Below are 16212 nucleotides of genomic sequence, written 5' to 3' on the forward strand. Positions count from 1 at the left end.
ATCTTCCTTCAATCAACTAGCCTTCAATACAATCCATCAAACAATGCTCAGCCGCGTTGCCGATTCCATCTACTGGCTCAACCGCTATATCGAGCGGGCCGAAAACGTCGCCCGATTTGTAGACGTGAACCTGAATCTGCTGCTGGATTCGCCTGTGGGCGTGGCCCAGCAGTGGGAGCCGCTGGTGCTGACGACGGGCGACCTGACGCTGTTCAAAGAGAACTATGGCGCAGCGACGGCAGACAACGTGATTCGCTTCCTTACCTTTGATGCCAAATACCCCAACTCCATCCTGTCGTGCCTGCAAATGGCCCGAGAAAACGCGCGATCGGTGCGGGAGAGCATTTCCTCGGAAATGTGGGAGCAGGTCAACGATTTTTATCTCATGGTGAAAGATGCCTGCCAGCGCCCCGATGACCTGGACTTGTCGGACTTTTTCTCGCAGGTGAAGATGTCGAGTCATCTGTTTGCAGGCGTGATGAACGCTACTATGTCGCACAACGAGGGCTGGCACTTTGGGCGGATTGGGCGGATGATCGAGCGAGCCGACAAGACCGCGCGGATTTTGGACGTGAAGTATTTCATCCTGCTGCCCTCAGTCAAAGACGTGGGCACGCCGCTGGACGAGTTGCAGTGGATCGCGCTGCTGAAATCAGCCAGCGGCTATGAGATGTATCGCAAGCGCCAGCACCGCATCACGCCACAGGATGTGGTGAACTTTTTGGTGTTGGATCGGGAGTTTCCCCGGTCGATCCAGTTTTGCTTGCTAGAAGCCGAGCGATCGCTCCACCAGATTACGGGCAGTTCTCGCGGTGTATGGCGCAACCCAGCAGAACGGGCCCTGGGAAAACTGCGCTCCGAACTGGACTATATTACCGTTGAAGAGATCACCCAGCGCGGGCTGCATGAGTTTCTCGACGACCTGGAAACCGCGTTGAACGACATTGGCAGAAAAATTCGTGAAACTTTCTTTGCGCTGGAAGTGGTCTAGCGGGTACTCAATCCGGGCGAGTTTGGCGGAAGCAGCGACTCGATTGGGAACGCTAGGATGGAGATCCTGCGGGGTTTCCCGCTGCCTCTTTCCTACTCGTTTTCCATCGCTGCATCATGGGACTGTTTAACCGAGTCTTTCGCCCTGCCAGCCCGCCGTCTTCGCCGCCCGCCTCGCTGCCCGCAAAGCTCAAATCGCTCACCGAACTTGAACGAGAGCTAGAGCATGAGCGGCGGCAGGCAATCCAGGCGCGTCCTGTGAGTGTGCCCCCGCCGCGCCGGAGTGGAAGTTTTTTGGGCAAGCTGCTGGGACTGGGGCTGCTTGTTGGCATTCCAGTGGGTGTTCTTTGGGCCATCAACCTGCCCTACGCGCCGATTCGCCGCCCGGTTGCCGAAAAAGCGCCCGTGCTGCTGTTGCCCAGCTACGTCAGCATGGACAACAATTACAAGGCGGCGATCGCCCTGACCCAGCAAGCCAAACAACTGATTGACAACCCCACCCGCCCAGAAGATATTGATGCGGGTCAGCGCAAGGCCATCGAAGCGCAGAAGCGGCTGGACGAGCTACCCGTGTGGCTGCGCGACTATTGGTACGACGGCTGGAGCGGACTATATCGCTGGAGCTTCACCACCGCAGGCTTTAACAATGCCCGCCTGGAAGTGGCCCGCCTGCAAGCCAAGGCCGCCCAGGAGCAGAACGCTCAAACGGCGCTGGTGACGGCAGAGCAGGCGATCGCCCAGGCCAAGCAGACCTATCAGCAGGCCACCAACCCAACTGACCAGGCAGGGGCGATCGCCGCTTGGCAAGCAGGTCTGCAAGACCTGGAACTGATTCCTAGCCAGACCCTCGCCGGCCGCACGGCCCGCACTCGCCACGCCGCCGCCGTCGCCGAGCTTCGCAGCACCGTTGGGCTGGCTGCCGAAAGTGCTAAGGTCAACGCGCAAATTGAAAATGCCCGCCAGTTTGCCTGGCAAGCGGCCAAAGCGGCCCAAAACCCGCCCCATACCGTAGCAGAGTGGGATCGGGTGATGGATCTGTGGAATGAGGCGATCGCCCGCCTGCGGCAAGTTCCCAGCAATGATCTGCAAGGCAAAGCCGAGGCCGAAAAACTGCTGGCGCAATATCAGGCAAACCTGGGCGAAATTCGCGTGCGCCGGGATGCCGAAGCCGAGGCTGTGCGCCGTCTGACGCGGGTAAACCAGGAGATTCAGCAGTTTCAGCAGCTCGCAGGCAGCACCGATGCCAATTACCAAATTAGCCAGCTTAACCGCATCCTCACCGAACTGAAGGCGATTCCCAGTGGCACCACGGTTTACAAAGAGGCAGAACTGCTGACGATTCAGGCGCAGAATGCCCTAAGCAAGTTGACAGGGCAGTGAGGCATCATCATCGCCTCATCTTCGTTCCGTTCTGATAAGGTGAATATTGCAGAAGGCAGGGACTCCGTTACGGTTTGTCCTGCATTCTCCTCATCTTGCAATCCTTTGAGCTATGCCAACACCTGCTGAATTCTTGACGGCGACCCAGTGGGCGGGACTCATTACCCTGGTGGCGGGGGCGATCGCCACCCTCGGCTTCCTGTTCCAGTGGGGCATCCGCTTCCGGTTTGTGGGCATCACCGGGTTTATGGCCGTGCTGACGGTGGGGCTATTTGCGCTTAGCCTGATGCCGATTACCCGCGTGGAAATTCCCGGTGCGGTGCGCTTTTCGACGGTCTATGACTCTGGCTCCACCCAGGTTGTCATTGCAGTGCCGCCTGACATTACCGAAGAACAGCTTGTTGCCACGCTCCAGCAGGCCGCCAACGACCTCTTTTCGCCCGGCCGCCTGGGCCGCAGCGGCGAAAACCAGATGACCATCCGCGCCCGCACCGTCACCCACCCCCAGGAAGGGCTGACCCAGTTGGTATATCTGGGCCAGGTCAAGCGCTCCCTGTTCGATCGCAACGACGATAAGATGGAAATCTCTATTTTTTAAATCTTTGATTTTTGATCTTTAGATTTCTAAGGGATTTCTAAGGGGTGATAGAGCGACCAGGCTCATCAAGCGCTGCTTGAACCCTCCGGCGAACCCCCACTCCCTCAAACACGCTGCACCACAACACCTGTTACCGAACCTATGGCCAAACCCTCCTCGCTTCCGACGCTGATAACCTCCATGATTGCCCCGGCACAGGTCATGCGCGGGCAGGGGGCGATCACCCAGGCGGCAGAGGCGATCGCGCAGTTGGGGCGGCGGCCCGTGGTGCTTGGGGGCGATCGCACGCTGAAGGTGGTGCGGCCGCGGCTCCAGCCCGTGTTCAAAAAGCACTCGCTGAGTGCAGTGGAGGCAAGCTATGGGTCAGATTGCAGCGAGTCCTCCCTGGCCAAGCTGCGGGAGGCGATCGCCCAGCACAGCGCAGATTTCGTCATCGGCGTGGGCGGCGGCAAGGCGCTGGATGCCGCTAAACTGGTGGCGCATCAAGTCAGCTTGCCAATTGTCACGATTCCCACTTCTGGCGCGACTTGCGCGGCCTGGACGGCGCTATCCAACGTGTATTCCGAGGCGGGCGCGTTTCTCTACGACGTAGCGCTGCCTCGCTGTCCTGATCTGCTGATTTTGGACTATGACCTGGTGCAGACGGCGGCCCCGCGCACGCTGATTGCGGGCATTGGAGATGCGATCGCCAAGTGGTACGAAGCCTCGGTCAGCAGCGGACATTCGGAGCGCACGTTTCTGATTGCGGCGGTGCAGCAGGCGCGGGTGCTGCGCGATATCCTGTTCCAAAAGTCGGCCGAAGCGCTGCGATCGCCCGGTAGCGACACCTGGCAGGACGTGGTAGACGCAACGGTGCTGCTGGCCGGCGTAATCGGCGGCATCGGCGGGGCGCAGTGTCGCACGGTAGCGGCCCACGCGGTTCACAACGGGCTGACCCATTTACCTCAGAGCCACAGCACGCTGCATGGCGAAAAGGTAGCCTACGGCATTCTCGTCCAACTGCGGCTGGAGGAACTGGTGCAGGGCAACCGCCTGGCCAGCAGCGCCCGTCAGCAGCTTCTCCAGTTCTATAACGAGATCGGACTACCCAAAACGCTAAGCGACCTGGGTCTGGGCGATATTACGATTGCCCAACTGCAACACGCAGCCGAGGTTGCCTGTGCAGACCGTTCCGATATTCACCGTCTGCCCTTTGCCGTCACCCCAGCGCACCTGATGGCGGCGATGGTATCCACGACAGCGCCCATTGCCGATAGTTGGGCCCAGGAGGCGGCCGCAGCGCGGAACCTGGACGACGCTGATCATGATCCGGCTCAGCCTTCCCATCCGTCTTCTTTCCTCTTCCACCCCGTGTCTGCGGAGGTGTCGGAATGAAACTGGATTGGATTAGCCCGGCGGATCGGCTGAGTGCGCTGCCGCCCTATGTGTTTGCGCGGCTGGATGAGCTGAAGGCGCGGGCAAGAGAGCAAGGACTAGACCTGATCGACCTGGGCATGGGCAACCCCGATGGCCCAACGCCCCAGCCTGTCGTTGAGGCAGCGATGAAGGCGCTGCAAAATCCTGCCAACCACGGCTATCCGCCCTTTGAGGGGACTGCCAATTTTCGCAAGGCGATTACCGACTGGTATGCCCGTCGCTATGGGGTGCAGCTTGACCCAGATGGCGAGGCGCTGCCGCTGCTGGGGTCAAAGGAAGGGCTGACGCATCTGTCCTTTGCCTATGTGAATCCGGGCGATGTGGTGCTGGTGCCCAGTCCGGCCTATCCGGCGCATTTTCGCGGGCCGGCGATCGCCGGAGGGGACATTTACCCGCTGGTTCTCAAGCCGGAAAACAACTGGCTGATTGACCTGGCGGCGATTCCCGACGAGGTGGCCCGCCGCGCCAAGATCCTCTACTTCAACTACCCCAGCAACCCCACTGCGGCCACTGCGCCCAGGGAGTTCTTTGAAGATGTAGTTGCCTTTGCCCGCCAGCACCAGATTCTGCTGGTTCACGATCAGGCCTATGCGGAACTGGCGTTTGACGGTTATCAGCCCACCAGCCTGCTGGAAATTCCCGGCGCAAAGGAGATTGGCGTGGAGTTTCACACCATGTCCAAGACCTACAACATGGCGGGCTGGCGCGTCGGCTTTGTGGTGGGCAATCGTCATATTATTCAGGGACTCCGCACGCTGAAGACCAATCTGGACTACGGCATCTTTAGCGTGCTGCAAACGGCGGCCGAGACGGCGCTGCAACTGCCGGACGTTTACCTGCATGAGGTTCAGGAACGCTACCGCACCCGCCGCGATTTCCTGATTTGCGGGCTGGGCGAGCTGGGTTGGAATGTACCCAAGACGCTGGCGACGATGTACCTCTGGGTCGATTGTCCGCCGGGAATTGGCTCCACCGACTTTGCGCTGCACCTGCTGGGCGAAACGGGCGTGGTGGTAACTCCGGGCAATGCGTTTGGGGAAGGCGGCGAAGGGTACGTGCGAATTAGCTTGATTGCCGAGTGCGATCGCCTCGGTGAAGCGCTGCGCCGCATGAAAGACGCAGGCATTCACTACAAGGCGTGGCAGTAGGTGGGAAACAGCGCCTAGACGGGCGGTTTGGGAATGCCTGCGTCCAGTCCGCTACACTGAATTCATCCTTCACTCCGTCTCGCCATGTCCATTGCAAAAGACCTGGAAGATCGCGGCACGGAACCTGCGGCGATGCCGAGTGCTGAGCCGAGCGCTCCACAAAACCTGGAGCCTGATTGGGCCGCTGGTATTGACTCTGGCCTTGACCTGGACAAGGTTCCCTTTCCGCCCGGTGACCTCTACAGCGACGAACCTCCGTTGGAATCTGAACTGCATCTCCGCCAAATTTTGCTGCTGATTCAGTCGCTCGAATGGCTGTGGCGCGGGCCAGACCCCAGCACCCATCGAGATTTCTACGCCTTTGGCAATCTCACCATCTACTACAGCCTGCGCGAGCGCAAGTCGGAGGACTTTCGTGGGCCGGACTTTTTTGTGGTGCTGGGAGCCGACCCCAAGCCCCGCAAAAGCTGGGTCGTGTGGGAAGAGGGCGGCAAATATCCCAACGTCATCATTGAGCTACTGTCGGACTCGACGGCTAATGTCGATCGCGGGCTGAAAAAACAGCTTTATCAAGACACCTTCCGCACGCCCGACTATTTCTGGTTTGACCCCCATACGCTGGAGTTTTGCGGATTTCACCTGGTAGACGGACGCTACCAGCCCCTCGAACCCGACTCGCGGGGCTGGCTGTGGAGCGAACAACTCCAGCTATTTTTGGGAATCCACGATCGCAAGCTGCGGTTTTTCACCCCAGACGGGCAGCTTGTGCCACTCCCCGAAGAAGCAACCGCCATCGAACGGCAGCGGGCGGAAGAAGAACGGCAGCGGGCGGAAGAAGAACGGCAGCGGGCGGAAGAAGAACGGCAGCGGGCGGAGCAGGCCGAAGCGCTCCTCGTGCAATATCGGGCGCGGTTTGGTGAGTTGCCCAGCGAATAGCGCTTCGACGGTTGCCTGGGTTGAGGGCGATCGCCCCTCCTTGCTTCTTGATCTACCCCCAACTTGCGCTAAACCATTGCGCTGAACCGGGCATTTACCTCTTCCATCGACAAATCTTCGACGTGGGTCGCAAGCGTCCACACATGGCCGAACGGATCGGCCAGCGTACCCGCGCGATCGCCATAGAACTGATCTGCCACCGGGCGAATTTCCGTAGCGCCTGCGGCGATCGCCTGATCAAACAGCGAATCCACATCTTCCACATAGACCATCAGGTTGACGGGCGTACCGCCAATTGCCTGAGCGCTAAGATGGTTCATCTCCGGAAACTCGTCGGACAGCATGATGGGCGAGTTGCCGATTTTGATTTCGGCATGAGCCAACTTGCCCGATGGGTCTGCCAGACGCATTAGCTCCGTTGCCCCAAATGCCTGCTCATAAAAGGCGATCGCCCCGGCTGCGTCATGCACAATCAGATACGGGGTCACCGCTGAATACCCATCAGGAATCGGTTTGACTGCCATCGTGATCGCCTCCAAAAAAAGAACAAATGTACTGTATCACAGAGCAACTATCCTAGCGCTGCGCCAAAATTAAAATTAATGCGCCGGTTTTGCGATTTCTCAGTACACTTTTGGGCAATGTGATGTTGCAGCGGTTGATTCCCAGGGTTAGATCCCATAGTTGACTCACACCGTATTGCAGCGATATCGCGGAACTCCTCCACCCGGTTTTGAACAACGCTATGAACTCCAAACTTGTTTCGCTAGGACTGTTGGCTGCGCTAGGTTTGGCCCTGCCTGCCCGCGCCGAAAATCTTGAGCATGTGCAGCGGTTGCTTGCGAATCGCCAATGCCAGCAGTGTGATTTGCACCGGGCAGGGCTGGTGTTTACAAACCTGTCGGGGGTCGATGTCAGCCGTTCTGACCTGAGTCTGGCGAATTTGAACCGGGCGAACCTGCAAGGGGCAAACCTGCAAGGGGCAAACCTGCAAGGCGCGGTGTTGTCCTATGCCAATCTGGGTGGAGCCGACCTGCGCGGGGCCGATTTGCGCGGGGCAGACTTGCGCGAAGCCTATCTCTATGGCGCAAACCTGACAGGGGCACTACTAGACGGGGCAAACTTGTGGCGAGCAATCGGCTTGCCCGAAACCCTGGTGTCGGTGGAGCAAGTTTACCTCTGGGGGTTGGCAGAGGCACAGCGCGGCAACTTCCCCGATGCGATTCAGTATTTCAACCAGAGCCTCAGCCGCCAGCCCGATTTCTCAAACGCGATGCTGGCGCGGGGCATTGCGCGGCTCCAGTTGGGTGACGAAGCAGGGGCGATGGAAGACGGACGGCGGGCGCAACAAATGTTCTTGGCTCAGGGAAACATTCCAGGGCAGCAGCTTTCGGAGCGGTTTGTCACTGGGATTGAGCAAGTGCTGGCAGCCGAAGAGCGGGAACGGCGGGCGCAGCGGCGCAGCAACGGGGTCGGCAATGTAGTGAGTGCCCTTGGGGGCTTGGCGAGTTTGTTTCTACGCTTTTTGCTGTAGGGACGGGGCTTTGGGCGCGGCTGGGCTGAGGCTCTGAAAATAGAGCCAGCCGACAGTTCCCAAAAATGCGAGATAGGCGATCGCCTGTCCCAGATACAGCTGATCGCGGTAGCCCAGCAGCGCCTTCAGCAGCACACCGGGAAACTGCTTGTCGGGCAGCACAGCGCGGGCATCCCACACCTGCGGCCCCAGCACGCAGTCTGGCCCGGCGCTAAAGCAGAGATAGGACAAATCGGGGTGAAGCTGCACCCAGGCGGCGATCGCCATGTCCACATGACGCAGCATGGAAATCACCAGTCCCGACACAATCAGCAGCAGCAACACGCCCATGACCTGAAAGAACCGCCTCAGGTTGATTTTCACGCCCAGTTGAAACAGCAGAATCCCAATCACCACCGCGCCCACCAGCCCCGCCACCGCGCCCAGCGCCGGAGCCAGCCCTTCCTGAAACTGCGCCGCTAAAAACAGCACGGTCTCAAATCCCTCGCGCAGCACGGCGATGGTGATCAGCCCAAACACGCCCCAGCCTGCGCCGTCTTGCTGCAAAGCAGACGTGACTGCGCCTTCCACCTCGGCCTTGAGGCTGCGGGCCTGCCGCGTCATCCACACCAGCATCCAGCTCAGCAGGGCGATCGCCACCAGCCCAAATCCCGCCTCCATCGCCTGCCGCAGCACAGGGGCATAGCGCTGCTGAGACTGGTTCAGCGCCGCCAGCACGCCGCCCAGCAGCACACCCACCAGCACGCTGCCCGCCAGCCCCGCGCCGATACCGCCATACACCCACGAGTTCAGCCGCGACTGGCCCGCCTTGCTGAGGCACGCCAGCACGATGCCCACTACCAGCGCTGCTTCGACCCCTTCACGCAGCGTCACCACAAACGTCGGTAAAGCAGCCGTTAAATCCATTGGTTCAAACAGCCCCAACTCAAGAACAGACTCGCAAGCATTGTGACGGCTGCAACCGCAATTACAATCAAGAATTGCAACCCGGAATTGCAACCAGCATCGCAACTAGGGATTGCAACCAGGAATTGCAGCCGCCATTGCAATCAGCGATTACACCTGTGATTCTACTCTGCTGCTGCTACAGGCGGCGAGATGGGGCTGGGTACTAGGGGCGATCGCCGGCAAAGCGTCGGGCAAAGCGTCGGATTGCGGCGCTTCCTGATGAGGCATATCCAGCGGACACTCGCAGACCCCCTGCTGAAGCCAGCGCATCCCCACCTGATGCAGCGCCGCCATCACGGGCTGAATTTCTCGGCCCTTGTCCGTCAATCGATACTCCACACGGGGCGGAATCTCTGCATAGACCGTCCGCTCAATGAGTCCGTGTTCTTCTAGCTCCCGCAGCCGCGCCATCAGCGTTTTGGTGCTTAGCCCTGGCAGTGCATCGAGAAATTCATGGGTTCGGCGGGCAGGGCGACCATTCTGATTTGGCCCACTGGCAAACAGCTCGCGCAAAATCAAAATGGCCCACTTGCTGCCAATCAAGTCGAGCGTAAACTGAATCGGGCATTTGAAATCAGAGGAAGAATAAGAGCGAGAATCCAACGGACTATCTCCTGAACTGTGGGGGTGCAATTGATCTATCTCAGGATTAGCAAGTGATCCATCCAATAGCTTCTTCGACCCGATACCAGGCTATTAGTGCAAGGGATACGAATTCGTCAGGTTTAACGTTTTCTTCCAGTTCCGTCCAAATCCAGCACCCATCTGATTCTTTTCCTCTGGGTAACTGGGTGTGCATTTTGGAAACTGTCTTGTCCTCCTGAGGCGTGTCTTTCATCATGGGGGCAAAGGCAAGTACTCAACAAACCGCTGCCTTAGTCCTGCTGTCATCTGGGCACTTGTGCATCCGGTACATCCCATTCCGCTTCAAGCTGCCCGTTGCACACTCACTTTTTGGAGAATTGGCTGAATGGTTAAGTTACTCGTTGGCGTGCTGGTGTTTGTGATCAACCAGATTTATCACGATCGTCCGATTCCTCGGTTTTACGTACTGGAAACTGTGGCTCGCGTTCCCTACTTTTCTTACCTGTCGGTTTTGCATTTGTACGAGACGCTGGGATTGTGGCGGCGTGTGGAGTGGCTCAAGGTTCACTTTGCCGAGTCTTGGAACGAGCTACACCATCTGCTGATTATGGAAGCGTTGGGGGGTAGCCAAGACTGGGGCGATCGCCTTCTAGCCCGCAGCGTTGCCTTGCTCTACTACTGGATTATCGTGGCGCTGTATATTATCTCACCCAAGTCGGCGTATCACTTTATGGAGCTAGTAGAGGAACATGCCTATCATACCTACGACCTGTTCTTGGTGCAGGAAGGCGAAACCCTAAAGGCTCAGCCTGCTCCTCAAATAGCCCTTGAATATTACCAAACGGGCGATCTGTATCTATTTGATGCGTTTCAAACGGCCCATCGTCCGCAGGAACGTCGTCCAGCCATTAACAATCTGTATGACGTGTTTGTTGCCATTCGCGATGACGAGCGAGAACACGTAAAAACGATGGTGGCCTGTCAGCAAGCAGACCATACGGGCAGACTCGGCTACGAACCCCTTCAGGAATTGCCGTCAAACACCGTCGCAGAGCCAGTTTTGATTGAGAAAGCTGAGGAAAAAGAAGTCGTGACGCGCTCATAGCCAGGAGAGTCAGGCTCAGAAAGAGCATGAAAGAGCCTCAAAGAGCCTCAAAACCGGATGCGTATCGAGCCTGACCCTGAGCTTGCCTTGACCCTCACGTTGCAGGAATTTTGTAGGGATTGATGATGGCACTGTTCGGCTTGCGAGGAAACTAGAGAGATGGTTTTGTGAAGCCCAAAGATCCTCTTGCTGTTTTTACTGAAGCACAGTTGGAAGCGCAGTTGGAAGCGCAGTTGGAAGCACGTCTGGAAACGCATTTGGAAACGCAGTTGGAAACGTATTTGGACACACGATGCGCTAACGCTTGAAGATCGTAGACGCTACACCGCCGACTCAGATCCACACCTACTCACACCAGTTAAGGAGTCCCTATGCAGGTTACTACGATTCAAGAATTGGAAACGCTGATCGAACGAGTCAAGGCAGCCCAGGCTCAATACGCAACCTATACCCAGAGCCAGGTAGACTGGATTTTTAAGCAAGCTGCCCAAGCGGCTAACGCCCACCGGATTGATCTGGCCAAGCTGGCCGTTGCAGAAACCGGGATGGGCATTGTTGAGGACAAGGTGATCAAAAACCACTTTGCCTCGGAAATTATCTACAACAAGTACAAGCATGAGCGCACCTGCGGGCTGATCGAAGAAGATGACACCTTTGGCATTCAAAAAATTGCCGAGCCTGTGGGCATTCTGGCAGGCATCGTACCCACAACAAACCCAACTTCGACCGCCATTTTCAAGTCGCTCATTTCCCTGAAAACGCGCAATGCCATTATTTTTTCACCGCATCCCCGCGCCAAGCGCTGCACAGTGGAAGCAGCCCGACTAATTCTTCAGGCGGCTGTGGCGGCCGGTGCGCCGGATCACATCATTGGCTGGATTGATGAGCCATCGGTGGAGCTATCGCAGGCCTTGATGCAGCACCCAGATATCAAGCTGATTTTGGCGACGGGCGGGCCGGGGATGGTGCAGGCTGCTTACTCATCCGGGCATCCGTCGCTGGGAGTGGGTGCAGGAAACACGCCTGCTGTGATTGCCGAAAGCGCGGATATTCAAACGGCAGTGAGTTCTATCTTACTCAGTAAAACGTTTGATAACGGCATGATTTGCGCGTCGGAGCAGTCGGTGATTGTGGTTGAGCCAATCTACGACGCAGTGAAGCAAGAGTTTACGACACGGGGCGCTTATTTCCTGAACCCAGAGGAGAAGGCGAAACTGGGCGAACAGATTGTGCAGAATGGGCGGCTCAATGCGGCGATTGTGGGCCAGTCGGTGCAAACGCTGGCGAAGCTGGCGGGAATCTCCGTGCCGCCACAAACCAAGGTGCTGCTGGCTGAAACCGACCGAGTGGCTCTGGATGAGCCGTTTGCCTGGGAAAAACTGTCGCCGATTCTGGCGTTTTATCGGGCAGCAAACTTTGAAGGGGCGATCGCCCGCGCTGAGGAGCTAATTAACTTTGGCGGCAAGGGGCACACCGCCGCGCTCTATATCGACACCGCCCAGCGTTCCGAAATTCAGCTTTTTGAAACCCGAATGCAGACAGGGCGCTTGCTGATCAACACGCCAGCCTCCCAAGGGGCAATTGGCGACTTGTATAACTTCAGGCTTGACCCGTCGCTGACGCTGGGCTGCGGCACTTGGGGCGGCAACTCGGTCTCTGGCAATGTCACTGTGCATCACCTGCTGAATATCAAAACCGTGTCGCAGCGGCGCGAAAATATGCTTTGGTTCCGCGTGCCGCCGAAGGTCTACTTCAAGAGCGGCTGCTTGCCGATGGCGCTGGGCGACTTGGCGGGCAGGCAGCGGGCATTTATTGTGACCGATAAGCCGCTCTTTGACCTGGGCATGGTCAACCCTGTCACGCGGGTTCTGGAGGATTTGGAAATTCGCTACGACGTGTTTCACGATGTCGAACCTGACCCGACGCTATCGAATGTGAATCGCGGACTGGAGCAGTTGCGGCGGTTTCAGCCGGACGTGATTATTGCGCTGGGCGGCGGCTCGCCGATGGATGCGGCCAAGATTATGTGGCTGATGTATGAGCAGCCGGAGGTGGAATTTGCGGGCGTGGCTATGCGGTTTATGGACATTCGCAAGCGGGTGTATGAACTGCCGCCGCTGGGTCAAAAAGCCCTGCTGGTGGCGATTCCGACCACCTCAGGAACGGGGTCTGAGGTCACGCCTTTTGCTGTGGTTACGGATGACCGGGAGGGCATTAAATATCCCCTAGCAGACTATGCCCTGACTCCTAGTCTGGCGATTGTAGACCCGGATCTGGTGCTGACGATGCCACCCAAGCTGACGGCCTGGAGCGGGATTGACGCGCTGACCCATGCAGTTGAAGCCTATGTGTCGGTGTTTGCGACGGACTTTACCAACGGGCTGGCGCTAGAGGCGATCGCCCTCCTGTTCCAATATCTGCCGCGCTCCTATCGCAACGGGGACCGCGATCCCGAAGCCCGCGAACGGGTTCACTATGCCGCCACGATTGCGGGCATGGCCTTTGCCAATGCGTTTTTGGGCATCTGCCACTCGATGGCGCACCAGCTTGGCGCGGTGTTCCACGTTCCGCACGGGTTGGCCAATGCGCTGCTAATTTCCCATGTGATTCGCTACAACGCTACGGATCAGCCCTTTAAGCAGGCAATCTTCCCGCAATATAAATACCCCAACGCCAAGGCCCGCTACGCCCAGATCGCCGACCATCTGCACCTGGGGGGCAACACAACCGATGAAAAGGTGGAACGGCTGATCATCGCGGTGGAAGAACTAAAGCGCAATGTCGAGATTCCGGCAACCCTGGCGGAAGCGCTCAGTCAGATGGGGCAGGCCTCCTATCCGGGGGGCGATCGCGCTTCGTTCTATGCTCAGCTTGATAACCTGGCCAACCGCGCCTTCGACGACCAATGCACGGGGGCAAATCCTCGCTACCCGCTGATCCAAGACCTGAAGGAGCTATTTGTGTTGGCCTATGAGGGGCCCCAGGCCGATCCAGACGACGTGCCGCTGTGCTATCGCGCAGAAATTGCCCGCGCCAGTCAGCAGCTTGCGCCAAACCCCAGCGAGCATGAACCTGCGGACGTAGGCGAGCTGTCTACCTCGGTGATGGCGGAGATGCCCTCGATTCCCTCTTTAGCGGCGGACGACTCATAGCCCCCCGGCGCGGGGCCGGCCCGGAATCTGGCTGGCCCTGCAAACCCGCCGCTTTTTCTAATTTCAGGTCTTACCTTCAGGTCTTACCTTCAGGTCTTACGTCCAGGTCTTACCTTCAGGTCTTACGTTCAAGGAGGCACTATGCCAACGCTTGTTTTAGAACCGGATGCCAGTCAAGCGCGATCGCCCTGGGACGGGTTTGTGCCCGGAGTCTGGGTAGAACGGATTGACGTGCGCGACTTTATCCAGAAAAATTACACGCCCTACACCGGGAATGAGGCGTTCTTAGCACGTCCCACCGCCGCCACGCGCACCCTGTGGCAGCAAGTGACCCAATTCATGCAAGCTGAGCGAGAACGGGGCATTTTGGATGCCGATACGCGGGTGGTGTCGAGCATCACCTCCCACCCGCCGGGCTACATTAACCGCGAACTGGAGCGGATTGTGGGGCTGCAAACCGACCAGCCGCTAAAGCGAGCGATGATGCCCTTTGGCGGCATCCGAGTTGTGAAAACAGCGCTAAATGCCTATGGCTATACGCTCGACCCCGAAACGGAGGCAATTTTCACGAAGTATCGCAAAACGCACAACGACGGCGTGTTTGATGCCTACACCCAGGAAATGCGGATGGCGCGGCGGTCGGGTATTATCACTGGGCTGCCCGATGCCTATGGACGGGGGCGGATTATCGGCGACTATCGGCGAGTGGCGCTGTATGGGTGCGATCGCCTGATTGAAGACAAAAAAGACCAGAAGCAGTCGCTCGCAGCCCTCAGCGACGAACCCACCATTCGGCTGCGGGAGGAACTGTCGGAGCAGATCCGGGCGCTGGAGGAACTAAAGCAAATGGCCGCCAGCTACGGCTGTGATCTCAGCGCCCCGGCCGCAAATGCCCAAGAAGCCGTGCAGTGGCTTTATTTTGGCTATCTGGCCGCCGTGAAAGAGCAAAACGGCGCGGCAATGTCGCTGGGGCGGGTGTCTACGTTCCTAGATATCTACTGCGAGCGGGATCTGCGAAACGGCACGGCTACGGAAATCGACATTCAGGAACTCATCGACCAGTTTGTCATGAAGCTGCGGATGGTGCGGTTCCTGCGAACGCCGGAGTATAACGAGCTATTTTCGGGCGACCCGACCTGGGTGACGGAATCCATTGGCGGCATGGGAGAAGACGGGCGGCCCCTAGTGACAAAAACCAGCTTCCGAATGCTGCACACGCTGAACAATTTGGGCCCGGCTCCCGAACCCAACCTGACGGTGCTTTGGTCTGAACGGCTGCCGGATGCGTTCAAGCAGTATTGCGCCAGGATTTCTATCGAAACCAGTTCAATTCAGTATGAAAACGACGACCTGATGCGGCCTGAGTTTGGCGATGATTATGCGATCGCCTGCTGTGTGTCTGCGATGCGCGTGGGCAAGCAAATGCAGTTTTTTGGCGCACGGGTCAATCTGGCCAAGGCCCTGCTCTATGCCATCAACGGCGGCCGCGATGAAAACACAGGCGAACAAGTAGCGCCCCCGTTCCGCCCCATCCTGTCGGATTATCTAGACCCCGACGAGGTGATGGCAAAATTCGACAGACTGCTCACTTGGCTAGCAGAGCTATACATCAACACGCTGAACGTCATTCACTACATGCACGACAAGTACTGCTACGAGCGGCTAGAAATGGCGCTGCATGATCGGGAGGTTTATCGCACGATGGCCTGCGGCATTGCAGGACTTTCGGTGGTGGCGGATTCGCTGTCTGCGATTCGCTATGCCAGGGTGAAGGTGTTGCGGAATGAAGCCGGACTGGCCGTAGATTACGCCGTGGAAGGTGACTATCCCAAGTTTGGGAACAATGACGACCGGGTGGATGCGATCGCTGCGAACCTGGTGACGACCTTTATGAACAAGCTGCGGCAGCATAAAACCTACCGCGATGCCGTGCCCACCCAGTCAGTGCTGACGATTACCTCCAATGTAGTCTACGGCAAGAAGACGGGCAGCACCCCTGACGGGCGAAAGGCCGGCGTGCCCTTTGCCCCCGGTGCAAACCCCATGCACGGCCGCGACACCAAGGGAGCGATCGCCTCCCTCGCCTCTGTCGCCAAGCTGCCCTACGCCCATGCCAAAGACGGCATTTCCTACACCTTTTCCATCGTGCCCGACGCGCTGGGGAAACAGACGGGCGATCGCATCCAAAACCTGGTGAGCTTACTAGACGGCTACTTCCACGATCAGGGGCATCACGTCAACGTCAACGTACTCAACCGAGAAACCTTGCTCGACGCGATGGCGCATCCTGAACAATATCCACAACTCACGATTCGAGTGTCGGGCTACGCGGTCAACTTCATCAAGCTCACCCAGGCGCAGCAGCTAGATGTGATCAGCCGCACCTTCCACGATCGCGTCTAGGCATAGATGGCATTCGC

Annotated in this window: 12 protein-coding genes and 1 pseudogene; 10 read left to right on the forward strand and 3 right to left on the reverse strand. The window is 58.1% G+C overall.

The genetic code is table 11. The features are described 5' to 3' along the window. Positions 1 to 43 precede the first annotated feature (43 nt). The 6 genes from IGS16_RS04220 (at position 44) to IGS16_RS04245 (ending at position 6468) form a co-directional block, all read left to right on the forward strand. The gene (locus IGS16_RS04220; RefSeq protein WP_172358042.1) at positions 44 to 991 is read left to right on the forward strand and encodes an alpha-E domain-containing protein; all 948 of its coding nucleotides are present in this window, start codon (positions 44 to 46) and stop codon (positions 989 to 991) included. A 116-nt stretch (positions 992 to 1107) separates the two neighbouring features. Continuing rightward, positions 1108 to 2370 (forward strand): hypothetical protein, encoded by a 1263-nt coding sequence (locus IGS16_RS04225; RefSeq protein ID WP_297083575.1) that lies wholly within the window; start codon positions 1108 to 1110, stop codon positions 2368 to 2370. A 112-nt stretch (positions 2371 to 2482) separates the two neighbouring features. Beyond that, a complete protein-coding gene (locus IGS16_RS04230; RefSeq protein WP_297083577.1) occupies positions 2483 to 2968 on the forward strand; it encodes a Ycf51 family protein in 486 nt (161 codons plus the stop codon). Between the two features lie 141 nt (positions 2969 to 3109). Further along, the gene (locus IGS16_RS04235) at positions 3110 to 4342 is read left to right on the forward strand and encodes an iron-containing alcohol dehydrogenase family protein (RefSeq protein WP_297083579.1); all 1233 of its coding nucleotides are present in this window, start codon (positions 3110 to 3112) and stop codon (positions 4340 to 4342) included. Further along, complete coding sequence (locus IGS16_RS04240) at positions 4339 to 5532, forward strand: aspartate aminotransferase (RefSeq protein WP_297083581.1); 1194 nt, start codon at positions 4339 to 4341, stop codon at positions 5530 to 5532. Before IGS16_RS04235 ends, IGS16_RS04240 begins: the two co-directional genes overlap by 4 nt. Positions 5533 to 5616: 84 nt before the next feature. Continuing rightward, positions 5617 to 6468, forward strand: a complete 852-nt coding sequence (locus IGS16_RS04245) for a Uma2 family endonuclease (RefSeq protein WP_297083583.1) — start codon at positions 5617 to 5619, stop codon at positions 6466 to 6468. Between the two features lie 68 nt (positions 6469 to 6536). Here IGS16_RS04245 and IGS16_RS04250 read toward each other — a convergent pair whose 3' ends face one another. After that, a complete protein-coding gene (locus IGS16_RS04250) occupies positions 6537 to 6992 on the reverse strand; it encodes a VOC family protein (protein WP_297083585.1) in 456 nt (151 codons plus the stop codon). A gap of 221 nt (positions 6993 to 7213) precedes the next feature. On the opposite strand from IGS16_RS04250, the gene IGS16_RS04255 reads away from it, so the two are divergent. Then, positions 7214 to 8002 carry a pentapeptide repeat-containing protein gene (locus IGS16_RS04255; protein WP_068514150.1) on the forward strand — a complete coding sequence of 263 codons (789 nt, stop codon included), beginning with the start codon at positions 7214 to 7216 and terminating at the stop codon, positions 8000 to 8002. Here the strand turns inward: IGS16_RS04255 and IGS16_RS04260 are convergent. After that, entirely contained in the window at positions 7985 to 8908 is a 924-nt protein-coding gene (locus IGS16_RS04260) for an FTR1 family protein (RefSeq protein ID WP_297083588.1), read from the reverse strand. The two genes, IGS16_RS04255 and IGS16_RS04260, sit on opposite strands and share 18 nt — an antisense overlap. Before the next feature lie 270 nt (positions 8909 to 9178). Continuing rightward, positions 9179 to 9553: pseudogene (locus IGS16_RS04265) on the reverse strand (winged helix-turn-helix transcriptional regulator); the annotation flags it as partial. Positions 9554 to 9920: 367 nt separating this feature from the next. On the opposite strand from IGS16_RS04265, the gene IGS16_RS04270 reads away from it, so the two are divergent. The 3 genes from IGS16_RS04270 (at position 9921) to pflB (ending at position 16195) form a co-directional block, all read left to right on the forward strand. Then, positions 9921 to 10640, forward strand: a complete 720-nt coding sequence (locus IGS16_RS04270; RefSeq protein WP_297083592.1) for an alternative oxidase — start codon at positions 9921 to 9923, stop codon at positions 10638 to 10640. Positions 10641 to 11011: 371 nt separating this feature from the next. Next, positions 11012 to 13792: a bifunctional acetaldehyde-CoA/alcohol dehydrogenase gene (adhE, locus tag IGS16_RS04275; RefSeq protein ID WP_297083594.1), complete on the forward strand. Its 2781-nt coding sequence runs from the start codon at positions 11012 to 11014 to the stop codon at positions 13790 to 13792. A 141-nt stretch (positions 13793 to 13933) separates the two neighbouring features. Next, the gene (pflB, locus tag IGS16_RS04280; RefSeq protein WP_297083596.1) at positions 13934 to 16195 is read left to right on the forward strand and encodes a formate C-acetyltransferase; all 2262 of its coding nucleotides are present in this window, start codon (positions 13934 to 13936) and stop codon (positions 16193 to 16195) included. The last annotated feature ends 17 nt before the right edge of the window (positions 16196 to 16212 follow it).

This window comes from Thermoleptolyngbya sp. C42_A2020_037, from assembly GCF_015272455.1.
Lineage (GTDB): Bacteria > Cyanobacteriota > Cyanobacteriia > Elainellales > Elainellaceae > Thermoleptolyngbya.

What these genes read in the sequence shown, in the direction of transcription:
- IGS16_RS04220 (WP_172358042.1), top strand. Translation starts at nt 44, where the DNA reads ATGCTCAGCCGCGTTGCCGATTCCATCTACTGGCTCAACCGCTATATC.
- IGS16_RS04245 (WP_297083583.1), top strand. Translation starts at nt 5,617, where the DNA reads ATGTCCATTGCAAAAGACCTGGAAGATCGCGGCACGGAACCTGCGGCG.
- IGS16_RS04250 (WP_297083585.1), bottom strand. Translation starts at nt 6,992, where the DNA reads ATGGCAGTCAAACCGATTCCTGATGGGTATTCAGCGGTGACCCCGTAT.
- adhE (WP_297083594.1), top strand. Translation starts at nt 11,012, where the DNA reads ATGCAGGTTACTACGATTCAAGAATTGGAAACGCTGATCGAACGAGTC.
- IGS16_RS04240 (WP_297083581.1), top strand. Translation starts at nt 4,339, where the DNA reads ATGAAACTGGATTGGATTAGCCCGGCGGATCGGCTGAGTGCGCTGCCG.
- IGS16_RS04255 (WP_068514150.1), top strand. Translation starts at nt 7,214, where the DNA reads ATGAACTCCAAACTTGTTTCGCTAGGACTGTTGGCTGCGCTAGGTTTG.
- IGS16_RS04270 (WP_297083592.1), top strand. Translation starts at nt 9,921, where the DNA reads ATGGTTAAGTTACTCGTTGGCGTGCTGGTGTTTGTGATCAACCAGATT.
- IGS16_RS04225 (WP_297083575.1), top strand. Translation starts at nt 1,108, where the DNA reads ATGGGACTGTTTAACCGAGTCTTTCGCCCTGCCAGCCCGCCGTCTTCG.
- IGS16_RS04260 (WP_297083588.1), bottom strand. Translation starts at nt 8,908, where the DNA reads ATGGATTTAACGGCTGCTTTACCGACGTTTGTGGTGACGCTGCGTGAA.
- IGS16_RS04230 (WP_297083577.1), top strand. Translation starts at nt 2,483, where the DNA reads ATGCCAACACCTGCTGAATTCTTGACGGCGACCCAGTGGGCGGGACTC.
- pflB (WP_297083596.1), top strand. Translation starts at nt 13,934, where the DNA reads ATGCCAACGCTTGTTTTAGAACCGGATGCCAGTCAAGCGCGATCGCCC.
- IGS16_RS04235 (WP_297083579.1), top strand. Translation starts at nt 3,110, where the DNA reads ATGGCCAAACCCTCCTCGCTTCCGACGCTGATAACCTCCATGATTGCC.